This is a genomic window from uncultured Jatrophihabitans sp. (assembly GCF_964246335.1).
In the GTDB taxonomy this organism is placed as follows: domain Bacteria; phylum Actinomycetota; class Actinomycetes; order Mycobacteriales; family Jatrophihabitantaceae; genus Jatrophihabitans.
In genome coordinates this window covers 98,048-116,565 of sequence record NZ_CAXTQF010000004.1, presented here as the reverse complement: position 1 = coordinate 116,565, position 18,518 = coordinate 98,048, and the positions used below count along the sequence as shown (strand labels likewise).

The window sequence follows — 18,518 nt, the reverse complement described above, 5'->3', positions numbered from 1 at the left end:
CTCGGTTCCCTCTCGGCCCCCTGGGCTCCCCCGGTGATCAACAGCAGGAATTGGTCGCCAGGACGACCAGAAGATGCTGTTGATCAGCGGGATTTGGTGGAGCGGGGGTCAGGCCAGGTGGGGCAGGACGTCGGCGGCGCACTCGTCGCCGTAGGACTCCGCGAGCCGCTCGCCGAACGCGCCCTTCTCGACGGTGTACTCCTGCGTGCCGACCGACTCGAGCACCATCGTCGCGAGCAGCGACCCGACCTGCGCAGCCCGCTCCCACGACATCCCCCATCCGCGCGCCGTCAGGAACGCGCCACGGAAGGCGTCGCCGACGCCGGTGGGGTCGAGGCGCGCGCGCTCCTGCGCGATCGGCACGTGCACCCGGCCGAACTCGCCGACGATCTCCACGCCGTCCGAGCCGAGCGTGGTGACCCGCACCTCGACGCGCTCGTCGATGTCCGCGGTGGAGTAGCCCGTCTTGGACTCCAGCAGCTCACGCTCGTAGGAGTTGGTGAACAACAGCGACGCACCCTCGATCAGTTCCGCGAGTTGCGTGCCGTCCATGCGGGTGACCTGCTGCGAGGGGTCGGCCACGAAGGCGAGATCCTTGTCCCGGCACTCGGCGCTGTGCTTGACCATCGCAGCCGGGTCGTAGGCGCTGATGACCGCGAGCTCGGCGCCGACCGCGTCCCAGATCGGCGCGATCTCGATCTGCGCCGACTCCATCATCGCGCCGGCGTAGAACGAGCCGATCTGGTTCATCTCGGTGTCCGTGGTGCACACGAAGCGCGCCGTGTGCTGCGTGGGCGAGACGTGTACGTGGTTGCAGTCCACGCCGTGCGACTGAAGGAATTCCCGGTACTCGGCGAAGTCCTCACCGACCGCGCCGACCAGTGTCGGCGACCCACCCAACTGCGCCATCGCGAAGCAGATGTTCGGCGCGACACCGCCGCGCTTGATGTCGAGTTGATCGACGAGGAAGGACAGCGAGACCTTGTGCAGGTGCTCGGCAAGCAGCTGATCCGAGAACTTCCCCGGGAAGTGCATCAGGTGATCAGTAGCGATGGACCCCGCGACAAGAATCGGCACGGGGTCCAAGGCTAGCGGACGAGCGGGACGCCCCTAGCCGCAGAAGCTGTTACCGCAGGCGCAGCCGCTCGACGCGTTGGGGTTGTCGATCGTGAAGCCCTGCTGCTCGATCGTGTCCGTGAAGTCAATGGTGGCGCCGCCCAGGTAGGGGGCGCTCATCCGGTCGAGCACCAGCGGGACGCCGTGCAGGTCGAGCTCGGTGTCGCCGTCGAGGCTGCGCTCGTCGAAGAACAGCTGGTACTGCAGGCCCGCACAACCACCGGGCTGCACCGCGATGCGCAGGCGCAGGTCGTCGCGGCCCTCCTGGTCGAGCAGCGCCCGGACCTTCGTCGCGGCCTGCTCAGTGAGCGCAATGTCGTTCGCCGGAGCGTCGACGGGTGCGGTCGTGAGCTCGACAGGCGTCTCGGTGCTGGTCATGTCGCCCCCAGGGGAGAAAAGCGTGCGTGGTCTGCAACAAGCGAACCGGTCGGTGCCGGCTGCTATTCCATGGTAACCACGCGGCCAACGTCGGCGGGCGATCTGCACCACGGTGGCGCACCCGGGCCGCGTGACGCGGATTACGCTCGAACACGTGACATTCACCGAGCCGGCGGCCACCCCGCTGGCGCTCCTGCTGCTCGGTCAGGGCAGTGACGCCGCGTCCGAGCGAGGCGTCGACTGCCCGGGTGAGCTGCCGCCGGCCTCCGACCCGCACCTCGTCGAGCGGGCGCGTACCGCGCTGGACCGGCTCGGCGACCGCGCCTTCGTGCTCGGGCACCACTACCAGCGCGACGAGGTCATCCAGTTCGCCGACGTCACCGGCGACTCGTTCAAGCTCGCCCGCGACGCCGCAGCACGCCCGGACGCCGAATTCGTCGTCTTTTGCGGCGTGCACTTCATGGCCGAGTCCGCGGACATCCTCACCACTGCGGACCAGGCGGTGATCCTGCCCGACCTGGCCGCCGGTTGTTCGATGGCCGACATGGCCGACCACCAGCAGGTCGTCGAAGCATGGGACGTGCTGCGCGACGCCGGGGTCGCCGACGTCACCGTGCCGATCACCTATATGAACTCGTCCGCAGCCATCAAGTCGTTCACCGGCGAGCACGGCGGCGCGGTGTGCACGTCCTCGAACGCCGAGCGCGCGCTGCGCTGGGCCTTCGAGCACGGCGAGAAGGTGCTCTTCCTGCCCGACCAGCACCTGGGCCGCAACACCGCGGTGCTGGAATTGGGCATCGGGCTCGACGAGTGCGTCGTCTACAACCCGCACAAGCGCGACGGCGGCCTGACCCCGCAGCAGTTGCGGGACGCGAAGATGATCCTCTGGCGCGGGCACTGCTCGGTGCACGGCCGCTTCACCGCCGACAACGTCGCGCAGGTGCGCCGGCGGATCCCCGACGTGAACGTGCTGGTGCACCCCGAGTGCCGGCACGACGTCGTCCTCGGCGCCGATCTCGTGGGGTCGACGGAGTTCATCATCAAGACCTTGGACGCCGCGCCCGCCGGCACGTCGTGGGCCGTCGGCACCGAGCTCAACCTGGTGCGCCGGCTCGCCGACCGGCACCCGGACAAGCGGATCGTCTTCCTGGAGAAGACCGTCTGCTACTGCTCCACGATGAACCGCATCGACCTGCCGCACCTCGTCCGCTCGGTCGAGTCGCTGGCCCGCGGCGAGGTGACGAACCGGATCGTCGTCGAGCCGCGCATCGCCGAGAACGCGCGGCTGGCACTCGACCGCATGCTCGCGCTGCCGTAACACCGGGCCGCGCCGTCTCGGCGGGAAGATCGCGGGAGCAGTGCACCAGCGCGGCACCTGGTACCGCCCGCGCGCGGTAAGTCGATCTCCGCGGCCGCGCTCGGCCGGTACCAAGCCGCACTGTGCCACCCTGGCCGCCCCCGCCACGCCGTAGACCGATTGACGGCATACGTCCGGATGTTCCAAGATGCCCGGATCGTCGTGACAACGATGTCATCGCATCCGGAGGCAGGCATGTCCCACATTCGGCGCGTCGGCACGGCCGCGCTCACGCTCGTCGTCTCGGCGGTGCTGCCGGCGGCCGCCCTCGCAGTCGCACCCGGCGCATCAGCCGCAGCGGCGTCGGCCGGCTCGCTGACGAGCCTGGTGAACCCGTTCGTCGGCACCGAGAACTTCGGCAACACCTTCCCCGGAGCCAGCGCTCCGTTCGGCATGGTGCAGGTCAGCCCGGATACCGGCGGCCAGGGCGGCTACGACTACAAGGCCAGCAGCATCTACGGGTTCAGCCAGACGCACCTGTCCGGCGTCGGCTGCGGCGTCGTCGGGGAGCTGCCCATGATGCCGACCACCGGCGCCGTGACGACCTCCGATCACACGAAGTACGCGTCACCGTTCACCCACACCGATGAACAAGCCACCCCCGGCTACTACCGCGTCGGCCTGTCGCGCTACGGCATCGACGCCGAACTCACCGCCACCGACCGCACCGGCTGGCAGCGCTACACCTTCCCGACGGGCGGCCAGCACAACGTGCTGCTCAACACCGGTCAGGCCAACATGCCGGTGCTCGACTCGCAGTTGCAGATCGTCGACGACCACACCGTCGAGGGGGCCGTGCACGACGGCGGGTTCTGCGCCGGACACGACCAGCACACCGTCTATTTCACCGCCACCTTCGACCACCCGTTCAGCTCGGTCGGCACCTGGACCGGTGACACGCTGTCCCCCGGCTCGACGACCGTGGCCGACGGCAGCGGCAACCGCGGCGCGTGGGTCAGCTTCGGCGGCGACACCACGAAGGTGACGGCCAAGGTCGCACTGAGCTACACAGGCCTCGCCGGTGCCCGCAAGAACCTGCAGGCCGAGACCGGCACCGGCTTCGACTTCGACGCCACCCGTGCCGCGTTGACCAAGCGCTGGAACCACCAGCTGTCGCTCGCCCGCATCGGCGGTGGCAGCCACGACCGGCGGGTCGCGTACTACACCTCGCTCTATCACGCGATGCTGCACCCGAACCTCGCCGGCGACGTCGACGGCTCCTACTTCGGCTTCGACGGCACGGTGCACAAGGCGAAGGGGTACACGCCGCGGCAGAACTTCTCGCTGTGGGACACGTACCGCACGCAGAACCAGCTGGTCGAGATGCTGGCGCCGCAGGTCGCACGCGACGACGCGTTGTCACTGCTGGCGATCGGGCACGAGGGCGGCTGGCTGCCGCGCTGGGCGCTGGCCAACAGCGAGACCAACATCATGACCGGTGATCCGGTGACGCCCACCCTCGTCGAGCTGTGGTCGAAGGGATTCCTCGCCGGCCACGAGGCCGACGCGTACGCGCAGCTGCGCAAGTACGTCACCCAGCTCCCCCCGGCCGATTCGCAGTACAACGGCCGCGCCGGCGTGCAGTACTACGACAAGCTCGGCTACATCCCCTACGGCCTGACGCCCGGCAAGGACTGCCCGGACCACGGCGGCGACAACGACTGCGTCCACCCCGCGTCGGCCACGCTCGAGTACTCCGCCGCCGACGCCGCGCTGTCGACGATGGCCGCGGGCCTCGGGCACGCCGCCGACGCGCGGATGTTCGCGCAGCGCGGCCGCTGGTACCGCAACCTCTGGGACCAGCGGATCAAGCAGTTCCGGCCGCGGCTGCCCGACGGCACGTTCCTCTCGCCGTACGACCCGGTCAGCGGCGACACCGCCTTCCACGAGAGCGGCGCCTACCAGTACACCTGGCTCGTCCCGCAGGACCCCGCCGGACTGACGCAGCTGCTCGGCGGTCGGGCCGCCACCCGCAGCCGGCTCGACAGCTTCTTCGCCTACGACGACGTGCTGGCCGACCCGACCACGGCGGTGCACGACGACTGGGTCAGCTCGCCGTACGACTATTACGCCAAGTCGACGTACAACCCGAACAACGAACCGGACCTGCTGGCGCCGTACATGTACACCGCGGTGGGCAAGCCCGACCACACCGCCACCGTGCTGCGCGCGGCCGACACGCTGTTCACCACCGGCCCGGACGGGATGACCGGCAACGACGACCTCGGCGAGATGTCGTCCTGGTACGTGCTGAGCTCGCTCGGCGTCTACCCGACGATGAGCGGGGCGGGCACGTTCACGCTGAACTCGCCGCAGTTCCCGTCAGCCACCGTGACGATCGGCAGGTACGGGCGTCAGCAGGGCGGCGTGCTGCACATCGGCGCACCGGGCGCGAGCGACTCCCGGCGCTACATCACCAGCGCCACGGTGAACGGCCGCCGGACGCAGCGCAGCTGGGTCCGCTGGTCGTCCATCCGGCACGGCGGCGCGCTCGACTACACGATGTCGACCAAGCCGGGCAGCTGGGCCACGCGGCCGGCGGACGCGGCACCGTCGACGGATCCGCGCGCGAACGATCACCGGGTCACGCTGTCCGGCACGGCGTCGTCCGCGGCCGCACCGACCGGCGCCACGTCCGTGACGATCACCGCGTCCGCCGTCGCGCAGTGGCCGGGCAGCCGCCGGCTGACGCAGACCGTCACCCCGCCGGCCGGGTGGTCGGCACAACCGGCCACGACGACGCGGACCGTCCGCTCGGCCGGCTTGCCGGTCGGCGTCGACACCCCGGTGCGCCTGGAGGTGCCGGCCGGCACCGCCGCGGGCACGTACCCGGTGACCGTCGTGATGCGCGCACCCGGCGTCGCCACGGTGACCAGGCACGTCACGGTGTCGCTGCAGCACGTCGCGTGCGCGTCGAGCGGCGCGCAGTGCGCGTTGGCGCTCAAGCCCGACCTCGACGGCACAGCGACCACGGCCGACCCCGCCTCGGGCAACTTCGACGGCGGCGGCTGGAGCTACGACGCGGCGCTGCTACCCGCAGCCGGCTCGACGACGCTCGGCGGCACTACGTACGTCATGCCGAACCCCGACGGCACCGCCAAGAACTTCCTCACGATGCGTGGGCAGCAGTTCGCGCTGCCGGCCGGCAAGTACTCGACGCTCAACGTCATCGGCGCGGCGCACGGCGGCGATGTCACGTCGCAGGCGGTCGTCAGCTACACCGACGGCACCAGCGCCGCGGTGCCGTTCGTGCTCAGCGACTGGGCGTCGTCCACTCCGGCGTCCGGGGATACCGTCGCGATCGGGATGGCGCACCGCATCAAGGCCGGTCAGGGGGTCGACGGACCGCCGGTGAACCTCTACGCGACCACGCTGAAGCTCGACCCCACGAAGACCGTCCAGTCGATCGCCGCCCCGAACGCCGCGGGCGCCGAGGTGTACGCGGCGACGCTTCGCTGACCTCTGCGTCCGGCGGGTGGGCTCGGTAGGCTGGCGGCCGTGAAGCTGTCCCGCCGCGAGAAAGCCGCCGAGCCCGCCGACGCCGTCGACGACGAGTTCGACGAGTTCGACGACTCCGTGGTGAGCACGCAGAAGGGTCGCCCCACGCCCAAGCGCCGTGACGCGCAGGGCCGGCGTGGCCCGGTGACGGCGCCGAAGACGCGCAAGGAGGCCTACGCGCGGCAGAAGGAGCTGGCTCGCGAGCAGAAGGCAACACGCGCCCGCACCGGCGCGCCCGTGCGGCCGCAGTCAGCTGCCGAGCAGCGCGCAGCCCTGCGCCGCGGCGACCCGGGAGCGCTCCCCCGCCGCGATCAGGGCCAGACCCGCAAGCTGGCGCGCGACTACGTCGACTCGCACCGCATGCTCAGCAACTACCTGCTGTGGCTGTTCCCACTGATGATCATCGCAGCGTTCGTGCCGAAGCTGTGGTTCGTGCAGATCATCGTCATCGCCGTGTTCGTCGTGCTGATCGGCGAGTGGTTCCTCACCGGCCGGCGTCTGCGCGCGATGGCGTTGCAGCGCTTCGGCGAGGCGCAGGGCAGCAATCTCTCGATCGGCTTCTACGCCGGCAGCCGGGCCTACCTGCCGCGGCGCTGGCGGCTGCCCAGCCCGCAGTACGAGCGCGGCGACGAGATCTGAGCCTGCCCGCTCAGCTCTCGGCCAACGGCATCGGGCCGTAGACCTTGCGCTCGCCGTCGTACAGGCTCGCCTGCGCGACGCCGGCATCGGCGAGCTCGCGCCACTGCTCGCCCAGCCAGCTCTCCGCGTCGGACTGGTTCTGGTGCGCCGGCGACGCCGGCTCGTCCAACGGTTGACCGTCGGCCGACTCCAGTCGCCACGTCCAGGTCATCGGCATGCGGTGCTCCTCGGTTCGTCGTTCACGTGATCGCCACGGCGCCGGTGACGCACCGGACCGCACCGGACCGGTCCGGCAACTGCGCCGCCGCCGCGGGATGCAGGATCGCCGCCAGCGCCTCGACACCGTCGACGACGCGCGGCCCCGGCCGCACGATCAGCGCGTCCCCGTCGATCGCCCACACCGGCACGCCGGGCAGGGCGGCGACGGCGAGTTCGGCCTGTTCCGCGGCGCCGTCGAGGTGGTAGCCGCACGGTGTCACCACGACGACGTCCGGTCGAGCGTCGGCGATCTCGTCCCACGTCACCGGCACCGAGCGTTTCCCGGCGCGCGCGGCCACGGGTGTGCCACCGGCTGCGGTGACGAGGTCGGGGATCCAGTGGCCCGCGGCGAACGGCGGGTCGAGCCACTCTACGACGGCGACGCGCGGACACGCCCGTCCGCGCACGGCCGCCGCCACGGCGGCCAACCGATCACGCAGGCTCATGACCAACTCCGCGCCGCGTTCGCTCACCCCGGCAGCCCCCGCGACCGCCTCGATCGTGGCGAGCACGTCGCCGAGGCTGTACGGGTCGAGCGTGACGACCTCGCTGTCGCACCCGAGATGGGCGAGCGCCTCGTTGACCGTCGCCGACGGCACCGCGCACACCCAGCACAGGTCCTGCGTGAGCACGAGCTCGGGCGCCAGGCCACGCAGGGCGTCGTGTTCGAGGTGGTAGAGGTCCTCGCCGGCGGCGGCGCGGCCGCGCACATAATCATCAATCTCGCGCGGGGTCATCCCACTCGTGTCCCGGCCGCCGACCACGACGGCGTTGTCCCGGCGCGCCTGCGGCGGCTCGTCGCACTCGAAGGTCACGCCGACCAGCTGGTCGGCCAGGCCGAGCGCGTAGACGATTTCGGTGGCGGACGGCAACAACGACACGATCCGCACGGTGCCCAGGTTAGAGGCCGCGGGGTAGCGACACGCCGATACGACATCTAGTTCCCCGGCAATGTCGCTACCCCTACATATAGTTCGTCGCGCAGCTGGTCCCGCGACGTGAACCGACGGCGCGGGGGCAAGAGGGAACCCGGTGCGAAACCGGGACTGCCCCGCAGCGGTGAGCGGGAACGAGCGTCGTCAGTCTCGAACAGGGACAGCACTGGGCCGGCCGGCCTGGGAAGCGACGGCCAGTAGGTGATCGAGTCAGCTCGGTCGTGCCCGCGAGTCCGAAGACCTGCCAGCGCGCCGTTCCCGCCCGGGAACGGCGGTCCGAGACCGCGCGGGACGGTCGACGGCACATGACGCGCGGCCACCTACTCCGCGCCTCGTGGACCCGTCAGCTCCCCGCGCGCCTCGAACCGGCCTTCGAGCTCGCGAGGAGAGAGCTGATGACGACGACCCTGTCCGATGCCCCACCGGCCACCAGGCGCACCCAGATGCAGGTGCGCAAGCGCAACGGCGACACCGAAGCCGTGGACGTCAACAAGATCGTGCGCGCCGTCGAGCGCTGGTGCGACGACCTCGGCGACGTCGACCCGCTGCGGGTCGCGACGAAGACGATCAGCGGCCTGTACGACGGCGCGACCACCGCCGAACTCGACCGGTTGTCCATCCAGACCGCAGCGGAGATGATCGGCGAGGAACCGCAGTACTCACGACTGGCCGCGCGCCTGCTCGCCGGTTACGTCGACAAGGAGGTCCGCAATCAGGGCGTCGCGTCGTTCAGCCAGGCGATCGGCCTCGGGCACGCGGAGGGGTTGATCGGCGACGACACCGCCCGCTTCGTGAAGGACAACGCCCGCAAGCTCGACTTCGCGATCGACACCGCTGCCGACCACCGCTTCGAGTACTTCGGACTGCGGACCGTGGCCGACCGATACCTGCTGCGCCACCCGACCAGCCGTCTGGTGATCGAGACACCGCAGTACTTCCTGATGCGCGTCGCGTGCGGGCTGTCCCGCACACCGGGCGAGGCCATCGACTTCTACCGGCTGCTGTCCTCGTTGGCCTACCTGCCGTCCAGCCCGACGCTGTTCAACTCCGGCACCCGGCACACCCAGATGTCGTCGTGCTATCTCGTGGACAGCCCGCGCGACGAGCTGGACTCGATCTACGACCGCTACCAGCAGGTCGCGCGATTGTCCAAGTTCGCCGGCGGTATCGGCATCTCGTGGTCGCGCGTGCGCTCCCGCGGTGCGCTGATCCGCGGCACCAACGGGCAGAGCAACGGCATCGTGCCGTTCCTGCGGACGCTGGACTCCTCGGTCGCCGCCGTCAATCAGGGCGGCCGGCGCAAGGGCGCGGCGTGCGTCTATCTCGAGCCGTGGCACCCGGACATCGAGGAGTTCCTCGAATTGCGCGACAACACCGGCGAGGACGCCCGCCGGACACACAACCTCAACCTCGCCAACTGGATCCCCGACGAGTTCATGCGCCGCGTCGAGGCGGACGGGACGTGGTCGTTGATCGACCCGAACGAGGTGCCCGAGCTGCCCGACCTGTGGGGCGCGGACTTCGACGACGCCTACCGCCGCGCGGAGGCCGAGGGACGGTTCGTGCGGCAGGTCAAGGCACGGGACCTGTTCGCGAAGATGATGCGCACGCTCGCGCAGACCGGCAACGGCTGGCTGACGTTCAAGGACCGGTCCAACGCCACCTGCAACCAGACGGGCCGCGAGGGAAACGTCGTGCACCTGTCCAACCTGTGCACCGAGATCGTCGAGGTCAGCAACGACGCCGAGACGGCGGTGTGCAACCTCGGTTCGATCAATCTTGCGCAGCACGTGCGCGACGGCGACGTCGACTGGGCGAAGCTGCGGACCACGGTGCGCACCGCGATTCCGTTCCTCGACCGGGTCATCGACATCAACTACTACCCGTCGCACCAGGCCGCGACATCGAACCCGCGGTGGCGACCGGTCGGGCTGGGTGTGATGGGGCTGCAGGACGTGTTCTTCGCCCTGCGCATGCCGTTCGACTCCCCCGCCGCACAGGAACTGTCGACGCGCATCGCCGAGGAGATCTACCTGACCGCGCTCGAGACCTCGGCCGAGCTCGCCGAGCAGCACGGTCCGCACCCGGCGTTCGACGAGACACGCGCCGCAGGCGGTGATCTGCAGCCGGACCTGTGGGGCGTCACTGCGACGCAGACGGATCGGTGGGCGGCGCTGCGCGACCGCGTCGCCGCGACGGGACTGCGCAACTCGCTGCTCGTCGCGGTCGCACCGACGGCCACCATCGCGTCGATCGCGGGCTGCTACGAGTGCATCGAGCCGCAGGTGTCCAACCTGTTCAAGCGCGAGACGTTGTCCGGCGAGTTCCTGCAAGTCAACACGGCTCTCGTGCGCGAGCTCAAGGCGCACGGCCTCTGGACGCCGGAGGTCCGCGAGGCCGTCAAACGCGCCGAAGGCTCGGTGCAGGGCATCGCCGCCCTGCCTGACGACGTCCGCGCGGTCTACCGGACGGCGTGGGAGCTGCCGCAGCGGGCGCTGATCGACCTCGCCGCGGCCCGCGCGCCGTACATCGATCAGAGCCAGTCACTCAACCTGTTCCTCGCATCTCCGTCGATCGGCAAGTTGAGCTCGATGTACCTCTACGCATGGAAAGCCGGACTCAAGACGACGTACTACCTGCGCTCGCGGCCCGCGACACGCATCCAGCAGGCAACGGTCGCCGTCGGCGCCCCCGCCGGCACCTACACCGAAGATTCTGCTGGCGCCGCTATCGCCTGCAGCGTCGAGAACCCCGAGAGCTGCGAGGCCTGCCAGTGATATCACCCCACAAAAACGCTCCGCAAAAAGCGCTTCACGTTTCCGCGGGGGCCCCGAAATGACCGCCACCACCGATACCCCGACGACGAACATCATCACCGCCGGCGCGCAGCACGCGTTGCTCGACCCGGGCATGGACCTCACCCTGCGGCCGATGCGTTACCCGCACTTCTACGACCGCTTCCGCGATGCCATCAAGAACACCTGGACGGTCGAGGAGGTGGACCTGCACTCCGACCTCAAGGACCTCGCCCGGTTGTCACCCGCTGAGCAACACCTCGTCGGCCGGCTGGTGGCGTTCTTCGCCACCGGCGACACGATCGTGGCGAACAACCTGGTGTTGAACCTGTACCAGCACGTCAACTCCCCCGAGGGACGGTTGTACCTGTCGCGGCAGCTGTTCGAGGAAGCCGTGCACGTGCAGTTCTATCTGACGCTCCTCGACACCTACGTGCCGGACGAGCAGGAACGGCTGGCTGCGTTCGCGGCGGTGGAGAACATCCCGTCGATCAAGCGCAAGGCGGATTTCTGCATCCGCTGGATCGACTCGGTGTTCGACCTCCGGGAGCTGCGCACTGCGCAGGACCGCCGCGCATTCCTGCTCAATCTCATCTGCTTCGCCGCCTGCATCGAGGGGTTGTTCTTCTACGGCGCGTTCGCCTACGTCTACTTCCTGCGCTCCCGCGGGCTGCTGAACGGTCTTGCCTCGGGCACCAACTGGGTGTTCCGTGACGAGTCGATGCACATGGCCTTCGCGTTCGACGTCGTCGAGACCGTCCGGCGCGAGGAACCGGAGCTGTTCGACGACGCGCTGCGGGCGCAGGTCCGGGACATGCTGCGCGAAGCGATCGAGTGCGAGGTGCAGTTCGCCGAGGACCTGCTCGACGGCGGTGTGTCCGGCCTGTCGCTGGCGGACATGCGCGAGTACCTGCAGCACGTCGCCGACCGCCGCCTCGTGCAGTTGGGTCTCGAACCCGAATACGGTTCGGCGAACCCGTTCGCGTTCATGGAGCTGCAGGACGTGCAGGAGCTGTCCAACTTCTTCGAGCGACGGGTGTCGTCCTACCAGGTCGGCGTCACCGGCACGGTGGGCTTCGACGAGGACTTCTGAGGTGACCTACTGCCGGTCCTCGTGCTGTTCCTCGACGAGCCGCTTGGCGTTGAGCTCGGCCTGGACGCGGCGCAGCTCGTCGTCCTCGGCGAGCTCACCCGCGAACGTCTCGGTCTCCTCCTGCTCGAGCAGTTCGTCAGTGAGCTCCTCGATCTCCTCTTCCTCGGCTTCGGCTTCTGCCTCGGCCTCGGCCTCCTGCGTGTCGGCTCTCGGCTGCTCGGGCGCTGCAGCCGGGGCGGCTGCCGGCGGGGCGTCGGTCTCCTCGTGCTCCGGCGCCACGTCGTCGCCGTGCCAGGTGAAGCCCGCGTCCCGGGCTTCACCCTCGGGGTCGGTGAGCCACCGGCGTGCGGCGTCGTCCACCGCGTCGAGGAGGCGTTCGAAGGACTGCCGCGCCCCCGAATCCTCGCCGAGGAAACGTTGCACCACCTGCTCGTCGACGAGACCCAGCGGGGTGCGCAGCAGCGAGTATTCGATGCGGCCGACTCGTCGCAGCGCAGCGTGTGGGTTCATCGGGGCTCCTCGGTGTGTCTCGTATCGCGGTGCGTGCTCGCGTTGGCCGGCAGTGCCTTCCCCGACAGACTGCCCACTCTCACCGTGCAAAATCCGTGACGTGGTCAACGTGCCGTCGAGCCCTGCGCGATCGGGTCCGAGGGTCTAGAGTGCTGTCGCCGCACGCGCAAGATCACGACGGCCGACCCTGGAGGGACACATGACGGACCCGAACGCACAGCGCGCCGACTCGGTGCTCGACATCCGGCCGACCTTCGTGCCGCTGGCCTTCCTGCTCTACTTCTGCACACCGCACTTCTCCGTCAACGGCTCGCCGCCCACGGCCGGTCGGTGGAAGCAGAACACCGTGCCGGTGCCCGCCGGGCGCTACGAGGTGACGGTGTGGGTCAAGTACCTGTTCCGCCCGCAGATGGGGATGTCCTCGGTGCTGGTCGACGTGCCGCCCGGTGGCGCCGCAGTGATCACCTGGCGAGCGCCGTTGACGATCTTCGGCAGCGGCGCGATCGCGATCCGCGAGGTGGTGCCGCTGGCCGCCGGCCACCAGGGCGGCCCCGGTGCGCAGTCGCCGCACGGCGGCCCCGGTGCGCAGGCACACGGCTCGGGGACGCAGCAGCACGGCGCTGGTGCCGCAGCCCCGGGCTGGTACCAGGATCCCGGAGGCCGGCACCAGCTGCGGTACTACGACGGACAGCAGTGGACCGAGCACGTCAGCACCAACAATGTGCAGGGGCGCGACCCGATTGCGTCGTAGCGGGTGAAGGCTCCCCCTCGTACGTGGGTGCTGGTCGCGTCGCTCGAACACGCTCGGCGCGGTGTCGAACTCGGTTACGTCATGGCCAATCACGGCAAGCGTGCGCCGCTGGCGCGGATGGCGATCAGCGACGGCATCCTCATCTACTCGCCGACGACCGCGTATCCGTCGGGTGATCCGTTGCGCGCGATCGCGATCGTGGGAACGGTGACCGGCGCCGAGGTCGAGCCCAGCCCGGTCATCAAGGGTGGTTTCCGCCGTCAGGCACAGCTGCGCGCGATCGACGCGCTGCCCCTGGACCGCGTTCGCGACCACGTGCCGACGCGCATGCTCAGATTCGGCTGCTTCGAGCTCGCCGCGGCAGATTCAGCCGCAGTGTGGAAGCTCGTTCCGGACGGCCCTCCCGGCTAGCCAGATACGTGCCGTAGCCGGGCTGCCTGCGCCGCGAGGTGGTCGCGCTCCTGCACGTTCGTCGCTGCGGCGGACGCCTGCTCGTACAGCTGCGCTGCGAGCTCCGTCTCACCCGCGTGCTCGTGCAGATACGCACGCACCGCGGCCAACCGGTGTCGGCCGCCGAGGGCGGAGTCGAGATCCGCGGCGGCAGCCAACCCCGCGCGCGGGCCGTCGACCGCGCCGACCGCCACGGCGCGGTTCAGTGCAACCACCGGGTCGCCGGGCCGCAGCCGGGCGAGCTCGTCGTACCACTGGAGGATCTGGCTCCAGTCCGTCTGCTCGGCAACCGGGCAGTCGTCATGCAGCGCCGCGATCGCCGCCTGCGCTTGATACGGCCCCAACCGATCCTGCGCCAGCGCCGCCTGCAGGATCGCCACGCCCTCGGCGATCTCGGACCGGTGCCACCGGGACCGATCCTGGCGGTCCAGGGTGACGAGACGCCCGGCGTCATCCGTGCGGGCGTCGCGGCGCGCGTGGTGCAGCAGCATCAACGCCAGCAATCCGCCGGCTTCGGAGTCGGGTACGACGTCGGCGAGATCGCGGGCGAGCCGGATGGCCTCGGTGGCGAGGTCGACGCTTCCGGAGTGCCCGGCGTTGTAGATCAGGTACAGCACGGTGAGCACCCGGTCGAGCTCACCCGGCCGGTCCACCCGAACGCCCGCGATGGTCTTCTTCGCCCGGCTGATGCGCTGCGCCATCGTCGTCTCCGGCACCAGGAACGCGTCGGCGATCTCACCGGTGGTCAGACCGCCGACGGCCCGCAGGGTCAGCGCCACCGCCGACGCGGACGACAGCGCCGGATGGCAGCAGAGGAACAGCAGCTGCAACGTGTCGTCGGCGTTCTCGGTCGGACCCGGCGGCGGTTCGGCAAGTGCCGCATCCTCGCGTCGATGCCGCGCAACGTCGGATCGCCATCCGTCGAGGTAGCGGCGGTGCGCGACCGTGATCACCCAGCCCAAGGGATCGGCTGGGACGCCGGCGTCCGGCCAGCGCCGGTACGCCTCCACGAGCGCCTCCTGCACCGCGTCCTCGGCCGCCGCGAAGTCGTCGCCGCGACGGACGAGGACGCCGAGCGCTCGCGGGCCGAGTCCGCGCAGGAGGTCGTCCACGCCGGCCTAGAGCTGGTCGAACAGCTCGTCGAACGACGCGGGCGCCTCGGACATCAGCGGACGCACCTCGATCCAGTCGTTGACCGGGTTGCCGCCCTTGCCCGGAGCGGAAGAGCCACGCGCAGCGATCTCGTGGGCGCGTTGCTCCGACTCGACGTCGACGATCCAGAACCCGGCGATCAGGTCCTTGGTCTCGGCGAACGGGCCGTCGGTGACGGGTGCGCCATCCGGTCCACCGCCACGGACGAACGTGCCGGTCGGGGCAAGCCCCTGGGCGTCGACGAACTCGCCGCGTTCGGCCAACTCCTCGTTCAGCTTGCTCATGTGATCCACGTGCGCCTGCATCTCGTCGGGTGTCGCGCCCACGAGCGTCTCGCCGACCGGTTCCGGGCCGCCGCGGTAGTACTTCAGCAGCAGGTACTTCGCCATGACGCTTGCTCCTTCGCATCCGGGGCGACCATCCTGCCGCCCTCGACCAGAGAACGGAGCCGGCCCACGGTTCTCGACATCCGGCGCGATCGGGATCCGCGCTGTCCGGTGCGCGGTTGTCCGGTCTCGGTGAGCAAGTTACACTTCACGTGATCTTCACGAATGCCCAAATTGCCGACGTCGACGTAACGGGGGTGGGTCGGCAGTGTCTTCCTCGCCGAACGTGACCGCCCCGCGCCGGCAGGGGGCCCGCACCCCGTGGGCCGTCGCGATTGCCGGATTTGTGGCGATGTTGGCGGGCGCAATGCTGTTGGTCGCAACGCCGGCAGGAGCCGCGCCCTCCGTACACAAGCCGACTGCGCATCACGCCCAGCGGATCCACCACTCCCGCACGCACCACCCTTCCCGCACGCACCATCCTTCCCGGACGCACGCGCGCCCCCGTACGCACGGCCGTTCCCGAACGAACGGGCATGACGCGCACCGGACGGCGCATGCGTCCGCGGCGCACCACCCGAGCGCCCGGCACGCCGGCGTCGCCCGTCGTGCGGTGCGCCCGGCTCTGTCGCACGGCCGTCTCGGACGCGGACTCTGGCTCCCCGCGCGCAGGGTCGAGCCTCATCGGGCCGCCCGCCATGCGTCTGCTGCTCGCAGGTCGGTCGGGCGCCTCGTCGCGGAATCCGCCGGCCATGCGCGCCTCGCCCGTCGGCACCTCGGCGCGTCACCGATCGGCGTCCCGTCGATCCCCGTGTCGCTGCCGACCGTGTCCGTGCCGCGCGTAACGATGCCGCCGATCGTTGCGTCACCTGTCGCATCGCCGACGGCAGCCGCACCCTCGGCGACCACCACCCAACGCAGCGGCAACGGTTCGAATGCAGCAGCGCGGACGCCCGCGCGAGCCGCTGCGGGAGCAGCCGTGCATCGGCGCACGCTTCTCGCAGCCGGCCATTCGCACCGGATCACCGCCGCGCGTCACCACACCAGCGGACATGCCGCACCCGCCCGGCGATCGCACTCGCGCGCTGCCCGGAAACGGCAGCCGACGTCGCTCTCGCCGGTGCTCCCACCCGCGATCGACCCGCTGCGCAACCTCGGCAGAGGCATCACCGCGATCACCGGGTGGTCGGTGTTCAGCGGGCCGCTGGGCTGGCTGTTCACCGGGCTGCTCGTGCTCGGCGTGGCGATGATCGTGCTCGCGCTGGCATTGGGGCGGCGTCGGTCGAGCGACCGCCGGCGTGCTCTCAACACGGCCTGACCGGCGCAGCGGTCAGCGCCGCTCGATGATCGCCGTGGCAACGACGAGGTCCTGCCACGCCATGCCCACAGACTTGAACACCAACGCGCGATCCGCCGCGATGTCGACCTGACCCGTGACGACGTCGCGCATCGCGACCAGGTCCGCGACGCCGAGCGCGCCCTCCGCCACGGCCTGAACGACATCACCGGCTTCACGTAGGGCGGTGTCGACGTCCTCGACGACGACGCATGCGCGGGCGAGCAGCGCAGCATCGAGCTCGCGCGCGTCAGGTTCGTGGGAACCGACAGCGACGACGATGACGTCACTGCGCAAGACGGCGGAGTCGAACAATGGCGCGCGAGCCGAGGTCGCGCAGATCACGACGTCCGCGCGACGCAATATCTGTCCTGCTTCCGGGCCGGCGAGTGCCGTAGCGTCGAGCGTGGTGCGCGACGGATCGCGGACGAGGTAGTCGACACGCCCGACCGGGTGAACGGCAGCGAGGGTGTCGACGTGCGCGACGGCTTGCGGACCCCCGCCGACAACGGCCATCCGCACTGCCCGCTCGGGCAGCCGGTGACGGATCGCCGCCACCGACACCGCCGGCGTGCGCAGCGTGGTCAGGGCTGCGCCGTCCAGGACGGCGCGCAGCGCGAGGGTGTCGCGGTCGAAGAGCAGGTAGGCCGCCTGAACCCTCGGTAGCCCCCGCGCCGCATTGGCGGGCGCGACGGTCGCGACCTTGACCCCGGCTGCGGATGTGGTCTGCGACGGCATCAGCAGGAACTGCCCGTTGCCGAGGTCGACCGGGACGCGAGGGTGGTCAAGCGCGGGATCCACACCGCCGAGCAACGCGTCGGTGATCGCGTCGACGGCTGCCGCGGGCCCCAGCGCGGCCACCCCGGCAGCATCGACGTACCTCACCGCAGCACGAATCCGGGCACCAGCGGATCGCGCTGATCGATCGAGAACACGTGCTCACCGGTCCGGTAGGCCATGCCGCTGACCTGGGGCAGCACGGCGGCGCGGTCGCCGACTGCGAACCTGTCGAGCACCCTGCCGAGGAACGTGCTGCCCACGACGGAGTCGTGCCGGAGCACGGTGCCGGCGGGCAGGCGGCCGTCGGCCGCGAGCACCGCCAGTCGCGCGCAGGTGCCGGAGCCGCACGGCGACCGGTCGACCTCGCCGTCGGCGAAGACGGTCACATTGCGCTGGTGCACTTCCCCGGCGGAGTCGCCGAGCTCGTCGAACCAGATCGTCCCGTAGACACCGTTCAGCCGCGGATCGCCCGGATGGTGCGCGTGCTCGGTGTCGTTCAGCGCCCACTTGATCTCCCGGCCCACCGCGATGAGGTCACCGAGGTGTTCCGGGGCCACGGACAGTCCGAGCTGGGCGGCGGGCAGCGTCGCGTAGATCGCGCCGCCGTACGCGACGGTCACCCGCGCCGCGCCGCGCGATGTGCTGACCGGCACGTCCCGAGCGATCACCCAGCTCGCGACGTTGACGAAATCGACGCCGGTGATGCGCGCGGCGTCGAGGTGTACGCGCGCCGTCACCCGTCCGGACGGGACGTCGATCACCACGTCCACACTGCCGGTTTCCGGCGCCGCGACGAGTCCGGTCTCCACCGCCCACACGCCGAGCGCGATCGTGCCGTGCCCGCACGCCGTGGAGAAGCCGTCCTTGTGCCAGAACAGAACACCGAGCACTGCGCCGTCGTCGTCGGGCGGAACGACGAACCCGCCGTACATGTCGGCGTGACCGCGCGGTTCGGAACACAGCACGGCACGCAGGTCCTGCACGTCCGGGTCGTCGATCGCGCGCGCCCGGCGCTCGGCCACCGTCGCGCCCGGGATCGGGACCGGCGGGTCCGACACGATCCGGAACGGTTCGCCGCCGGTGTGGTAGTCGCACGTCGAGATCGTCGCGGGCAGCACGTCGCCCAGCATGCCGTGCTCGATCG

General features: G+C 70.3%; 17 protein-coding genes and 1 riboswitch. Of the genes, 8 read left to right on the top strand and 9 right to left on the bottom strand.

Annotation, left to right across the window (positions count from 1 at the left end):
* Nucleotides 1-108: 108 nt before the first annotated feature.
* A complete protein-coding gene (locus ACFFCN_RS02585) occupies nt 109-1,077 on the bottom strand; it encodes a carbohydrate kinase family protein (protein ID WP_375489425.1) in 969 nt (322 codons plus the stop codon).
* Between the two features lie 33 nt (nt 1,078-1,110).
* The gene (erpA, locus tag ACFFCN_RS02580) at nt 1,111-1,494 is read right to left on the bottom strand and encodes an iron-sulfur cluster insertion protein ErpA (RefSeq protein ID WP_375489423.1); all 384 of its coding nucleotides are present in this window, start codon (nt 1,492-1,494) and stop codon (nt 1,111-1,113) included.
* A 154-nt stretch (nt 1,495-1,648) separates the two neighbouring features.
* On the opposite strand from erpA, the gene nadA reads away from it, so the two are divergent.
* The 3 genes from nadA to ACFFCN_RS02565 all read left to right on the top strand — a co-directional run bounded on the left by nadA (nt 1,649) and on the right by ACFFCN_RS02565 (nt 6,988).
* Nucleotides 1,649-2,812: a quinolinate synthase NadA gene (nadA, locus tag ACFFCN_RS02575; RefSeq protein ID WP_375489421.1), complete on the top strand. Its 1,164-nt coding sequence runs from the start codon at nt 1,649-1,651 to the stop codon at nt 2,810-2,812.
* A gap of 234 nt (nt 2,813-3,046) precedes the next feature.
* Nucleotides 3,047-6,310 carry a GH92 family glycosyl hydrolase gene (locus tag ACFFCN_RS02570; RefSeq protein WP_375489419.1) on the top strand — a complete coding sequence of 1,088 codons (3,264 nt, stop codon included), beginning with the start codon at nt 3,047-3,049 and terminating at the stop codon, nt 6,308-6,310.
* A gap of 39 nt (nt 6,311-6,349) precedes the next feature.
* Nucleotides 6,350-6,988, top strand: coding sequence for a DUF3043 domain-containing protein (locus ACFFCN_RS02565; protein ID WP_375489417.1), 639 nt, complete (start codon nt 6,350-6,352; stop codon nt 6,986-6,988).
* A 10-nt stretch (nt 6,989-6,998) separates the two neighbouring features.
* Here ACFFCN_RS02565 and ACFFCN_RS02560 read toward each other — a convergent pair whose 3' ends face one another.
* Together ACFFCN_RS02560 and ACFFCN_RS02555 are read right to left on the bottom strand one after the other, a co-directional pair.
* The gene (locus ACFFCN_RS02560; protein ID WP_375489415.1) at nt 6,999-7,205 is read right to left on the bottom strand and encodes a hypothetical protein; all 207 of its coding nucleotides are present in this window, start codon (nt 7,203-7,205) and stop codon (nt 6,999-7,001) included.
* 22 nt (nt 7,206-7,227) lie between these two features.
* Nucleotides 7,228-8,136 (bottom strand): ABC transporter substrate-binding protein, encoded by a 909-nt coding sequence (locus ACFFCN_RS02555; protein ID WP_375489413.1) that lies wholly within the window; start codon nt 8,134-8,136, stop codon nt 7,228-7,230.
* 79 nt (nt 8,137-8,215) lie between these two features.
* Nucleotides 8,216-8,445: riboswitch (cobalamin riboswitch) on the top strand.
* A gap of 131 nt (nt 8,446-8,576) precedes the next feature.
* On the opposite strand from ACFFCN_RS02555, the gene ACFFCN_RS02550 reads away from it, so the two are divergent.
* Nucleotides 8,577-10,958, top strand: a complete 2,382-nt coding sequence (locus ACFFCN_RS02550; RefSeq protein WP_375489411.1) for a ribonucleoside-diphosphate reductase subunit alpha — start codon at nt 8,577-8,579, stop codon at nt 10,956-10,958.
* A 58-nt stretch (nt 10,959-11,016) separates the two neighbouring features.
* A complete protein-coding gene (locus ACFFCN_RS02545; RefSeq protein WP_375489409.1) occupies nt 11,017-12,069 on the top strand; it encodes a ribonucleotide-diphosphate reductase subunit beta in 1,053 nt (350 codons plus the stop codon).
* Between the two features lie 6 nt (nt 12,070-12,075).
* Here the strand turns inward: ACFFCN_RS02545 and ACFFCN_RS02540 are convergent, their stop codons facing one another.
* Entirely contained in the window at nt 12,076-12,579 is a 504-nt protein-coding gene (locus ACFFCN_RS02540; protein WP_375489407.1) for a hypothetical protein, read from the bottom strand.
* Between the two features lie 199 nt (nt 12,580-12,778).
* Between ACFFCN_RS02540 and ACFFCN_RS02535 the strand changes: the two genes are divergently transcribed.
* A complete protein-coding gene (locus ACFFCN_RS02535) occupies nt 12,779-13,330 on the top strand; it encodes a DUF2510 domain-containing protein (protein WP_375489405.1) in 552 nt (183 codons plus the stop codon).
* A 3-nt stretch (nt 13,331-13,333) separates the two neighbouring features.
* A complete protein-coding gene (locus ACFFCN_RS02530) occupies nt 13,334-13,741 on the top strand; it encodes a hypothetical protein (RefSeq protein WP_375489403.1) in 408 nt (135 codons plus the stop codon).
* Here the strand turns inward: ACFFCN_RS02530 and ACFFCN_RS02525 are convergent.
* Nucleotides 13,738-14,892, bottom strand: a complete 1,155-nt coding sequence (locus ACFFCN_RS02525) for an RNA polymerase sigma factor (RefSeq protein WP_375489401.1) — start codon at nt 14,890-14,892, stop codon at nt 13,738-13,740. The genes ACFFCN_RS02530 and ACFFCN_RS02525 overlap by 4 nt on opposite strands.
* Before the next feature lie 6 nt (nt 14,893-14,898).
* Nucleotides 14,899-15,321 carry a YciI family protein gene (locus tag ACFFCN_RS02520; protein ID WP_375489399.1) on the bottom strand — a complete coding sequence of 141 codons (423 nt, stop codon included), beginning with the start codon at nt 15,319-15,321 and terminating at the stop codon, nt 14,899-14,901.
* 1,057 nt (nt 15,322-16,378) lie between these two features.
* Here ACFFCN_RS02520 and ACFFCN_RS02515 point away from each other — a divergent pair.
* Nucleotides 16,379-16,576 carry a hypothetical protein gene (locus ACFFCN_RS02515; protein ID WP_375489397.1) on the top strand — a complete coding sequence of 66 codons (198 nt, stop codon included), beginning with the start codon at nt 16,379-16,381 and terminating at the stop codon, nt 16,574-16,576.
* Nucleotides 16,577-16,588: 12 nt separating this feature from the next.
* On the opposite strand, the gene ACFFCN_RS02510 is transcribed toward ACFFCN_RS02515, so the two are convergent.
* Nucleotides 16,589-17,479 carry an ornithine cyclodeaminase family protein gene (locus tag ACFFCN_RS02510; protein WP_375489395.1) on the bottom strand — a complete coding sequence of 297 codons (891 nt, stop codon included), beginning with the start codon at nt 17,477-17,479 and terminating at the stop codon, nt 16,589-16,591.
* Entirely contained in the window at nt 17,476-18,504 is a 1,029-nt protein-coding gene (locus tag ACFFCN_RS02505; protein WP_375489393.1) for a proline racemase family protein, read from the bottom strand. The genes ACFFCN_RS02510 and ACFFCN_RS02505 overlap by 4 nt, the downstream gene beginning before the upstream one ends.
* Between the last annotated feature and the right edge of the window lie 14 nt (nt 18,505-18,518).